This window comes from Streptomyces sp. NPDC002536, from assembly GCF_053594995.1.
In genome coordinates this window covers 1-2996 of the sequence record NZ_JBSFWU010000227.1, presented here as the reverse complement: position 1 = coordinate 2996, position 2996 = coordinate 1, and the positions used below count along the sequence as shown (strand labels likewise).

Sequence of the window (2996 nt, the reverse complement as noted above, 5' to 3'; positions counted from 1 at the left end):
CGTGGGGCGTGGCCGGGCGGCAGGCCCAGGCGGGCGCGCAGCCGCCGGACCGCCTGCGCGTGGAGGCGGTCGACGACCCGCAGCGAGAACCGGCCGACGGCCCGGTTCCCCCAACGGCCCAGCGGACGCCCGGCCCCGCCGACGGTCGGCGGGAAGTCCCCGGTGGGCGCCACGGGCTGCAGGTAGGCGCCCAGCGAGGGCACCCCGAGCGCCTCGGCCGCGTGCCAGCCCAGCGGGGCGGTGGTCGCGGAGAGCACCAGCAGCTCCGCGTCCCCGTCGGCCACGGCGTCCGCGACGCCGTCCCCCAGCGCGTCGACGTACGCCGCCGCCCTGCCGAGCAGCGAGCCACCGGCGCCGGTGGCGGCGTCGGGCAGCGGGCGGAACCCCAGCCCGCCGTCCCGCACCGCATCGGCGAAGCCGGCGGGCGCGGCCAGCACGACCTCGTGCCCGGCCGCCCGCAGCGCGGCGCCGAGGCCGGTGTAGGGCGCGACGTCGCCGCGCGAACCGGCCGCCATGACGAGGATCCTCATCCCTGCCTCCCCTCGGCGTTGGCGTGGACCGCCTGCCGCACGTACGCGGCCAGGCCGGCCCGCTGCTCGGCGGGCGGCACGACGAGCGCGAAGGCGCGCGCGTCCTCGACGTAGTCGTCGGCGATCCGGCAGTGCATCTCGTGCGGGCAGGGCGTGAACCACCGGGCGACGTGCTGCCGGTGCTCCTCGGCGAGCCCCCGGGCCCGTTCGCCGTCGGCGTCGGCGCCCTCGTCGAAGGCGGCGAGCAGCCGCCCCCGCCAGTCCGCGGCCTCGGCCATGAGCTGCCGCCAGTCCTCCTTGGTGTGGGCCGCGGCCCGGGCCATCGCCTGCCGATGGCCCTCGCTCCGCCCCCACTTCAGGTGCGCGTCCGTCGCATAGCTCAGGTCGAAGGCGACGTCCCCGAAGACCTCGAACCGTTCCTCGGGCGACAGGTGCACGCCCGTGCGCTGCACGTCCATGGCCCGCTCGGCGACCTCGACGAGCCGCTGCAGCCGCAGGATCTGCTCGTTCAGCCGCCGGTGCCGCTCCCGCAGGTGCTCCACCGCACTGGCCTGCGGGTCGGCGAGGATCTCGGCTATCTCTTCGAGGGAGAAGCCGAGTTCGCGGTAGAAGAGGATCTGCTGCAGCCGGGCCAGGTCCGCATCGCCGTACTGCCGGTAGCCGGCCGGGGTGCGTTCGCCCGGGGACAACAGCCCGGCCCTGTCGTAGTGGTGCAGGGTCCGTACGGTCACTCCCGCGAAACCGGCGACCTGCCCGACCGAGTAGCTCATCCCATCACCTTTCGTTCGCCGCCCACGCTGGACCCTGACGCGACGTCGGGGTCAAGCCCGGCCCCTGCCCCGTCGGCGCGTCGGGGAGCCGCCGCGGCCGATCGGAGCAAGACTGTGCGCATGTCTGCCAAAGCGTTCCTCGAAGGCGGCCCGGACGACCTCCACACGCGCATCGTCCCGATCACCCCGCCCGGGATCGAGTTGAAGATCCCGCACCGCGGCGGGTACGAGCACTTCAAGAACACCCCGCGGCACACGGACACCGCCGAGGGCCGGCTCCCGGTCTACGAGTGGTTCGAACGGACGGAAATCGCGGAATAACGGCGGATCCCGCGCGGCAAAGACGCGGTATGCGGCCGATTGCCCCCTTCGCTCTGCCGTGCCATGGCTGCGCCGGGAGCCGCTCGCCCGGTAGGCTTTCCGTGTGATCTTCAAGCGCATCGGAAACGGTCGGCCGTACCCCGACCACGGCCGGGAAAGCACCCGCCAGTGGGCGGACGTCGCCCCGCGCCCGGTACGTCTTGACCAGCTGGTGACCACGAAGCAGCAGCTCGACCTGGAGACGCTGCTCGCCGAGGACTCGACGTTCTACGGGGATCTCTTCGCCCACGTCGTGAAGTGGCACGGCGATCTCTACCTGGAGGACGGGCTGCACCGCGCGGTGCGCGCCGCGCTCCAGCAGCGTCAGGTGCTGCACGCCCGGGTGCTCGAGCTCGACTGAGCGTCTGCTCCGCCCTTAGTGCGGCTACGCATCATGTATCGCCATTCGGCCATGTATTGGCCCTTTTGGGTTGGCATGGGGTCAACCCATTGATCATCTAGTAGGCAGCGGCATTCCCCGGCACTACGCTGCGCCCATGAGCATGCTCACCCCTCCCGGCATGGGGGGAAAGTATCGCATCACGGGCAATCGGTTCCCGCACATGCGCCGCCCGAGAAATCGCCGCAGGATCGTGCTCGCCGCCCTCTCCACCGCCGCCGTGCTCGGGCTGGCCGGGTGGGGGACGCTCCAGCTCGCCGATGTCTTCTCCGGCGGCGGGAGCAGGACGGAGGCGGCGCAGCACAGGAGCAGCGGCGACTGCAAGAACGCGGGCCGTACGGCCGGGCACCGGGTCCCCCTGGAGCTGCCCAGGCCCTCCGACATCACGGTCAACGTCTACAACGCGACCCCGCGCGGCGGGCTCGCCAAGATCACCGCGGATGAGCTCGAACGCCGCGGCTTCAGAATCGGCAAGGTGGGCAACGCCCAGGCCGAGTACGACAAGAAGGTCCCCGGACCGGGGCTGCTGATGGGCGGCCAGGGCGCCGTGGACGGGGCACTGCGGGTGCTCGGCACACAGCTCGCCGGGGCGGAGACCAAGAGCGACGCGCGCGAGGGGCAGGACGTCGATCTGGTGCTCGGCGATGCGTACAAGTCTCTGACGGCCAAGGAGGATGCAGACCGGTTGCTGGCGGGGTTGACGGCGCCGGCACCGTCTTCCGCGCCGCCGTCGCCCTCTGCGGTGGCCTCCGCGTCGGCGTCCGCTCCCGCGAAGTGCTGAGGCCGGTTCTCAGACTGCAGGCCGGCTGCGGCTGGTCGCGCAGTTCCCCGCGCCCCTTAGGCCGCGGTGCGGCAGGCCATGGAGGACACGCGCAACCGCCACCACGCCTGGATCCGGGAGCACGGGACGGACCTGCCGGAGGTCGCCGACTGGAC

The 2996-nt window shown here is 72.7% G+C and carries 5 protein-coding genes; 3 read left to right on the top strand and 2 right to left on the bottom strand.

Going from position 1 to position 2996, the window contains the following annotated elements; translation table 11 throughout:
- A partial coding sequence (locus ACWD4B_RS35560) for a glycosyltransferase (RefSeq protein WP_451424643.1) occupies positions 1-530 on the bottom strand: 530 nt, incomplete at its 3' end.
- Complete coding sequence (locus ACWD4B_RS35555) at positions 527-1300, bottom strand: MerR family transcriptional regulator (protein WP_451424642.1); 774 nt, start codon at positions 1298-1300, stop codon at positions 527-529. The genes ACWD4B_RS35555 and ACWD4B_RS35560, both read right to left, overlap by 4 nt.
- Positions 1301-1420: 120 nt before the next feature.
- On the opposite strand from ACWD4B_RS35555, the gene ACWD4B_RS35550 reads away from it, so the two are divergent.
- The 3 genes from ACWD4B_RS35550 to ACWD4B_RS35540 all read left to right on the top strand — a co-directional run bounded on the left by ACWD4B_RS35550 (position 1421) and on the right by ACWD4B_RS35540 (position 2841).
- Entirely contained in the window at positions 1421-1621 is a 201-nt protein-coding gene (locus tag ACWD4B_RS35550) for a DUF5988 family protein (RefSeq protein ID WP_336410478.1), read from the top strand.
- A gap of 103 nt (positions 1622-1724) precedes the next feature.
- Entirely contained in the window at positions 1725-2021 is a 297-nt protein-coding gene (locus ACWD4B_RS35545; RefSeq protein ID WP_252541816.1) for a type II toxin-antitoxin system VapB family antitoxin, read from the top strand.
- A 136-nt stretch (positions 2022-2157) separates the two neighbouring features.
- The gene (locus ACWD4B_RS35540) at positions 2158-2841 is read left to right on the top strand and encodes a LytR C-terminal domain-containing protein (protein WP_451424641.1); all 684 of its coding nucleotides are present in this window, start codon (positions 2158-2160) and stop codon (positions 2839-2841) included.
- Positions 2842-2996 lie beyond the last annotated feature (155 nt).

What these genes read in the sequence shown, in the direction of transcription:
- ACWD4B_RS35540 (WP_451424641.1), top strand. Translation starts at nt 2,158, where the DNA reads ATGAGCATGCTCACCCCTCCCGGCATGGGGGGAAAGTATCGCATCACG.
- ACWD4B_RS35550 (WP_336410478.1), top strand. Translation starts at nt 1,421, where the DNA reads ATGTCTGCCAAAGCGTTCCTCGAAGGCGGCCCGGACGACCTCCACACG.
- ACWD4B_RS35555 (WP_451424642.1), bottom strand. Translation starts at nt 1,300, where the DNA reads ATGAGCTACTCGGTCGGGCAGGTCGCCGGTTTCGCGGGAGTGACCGTA.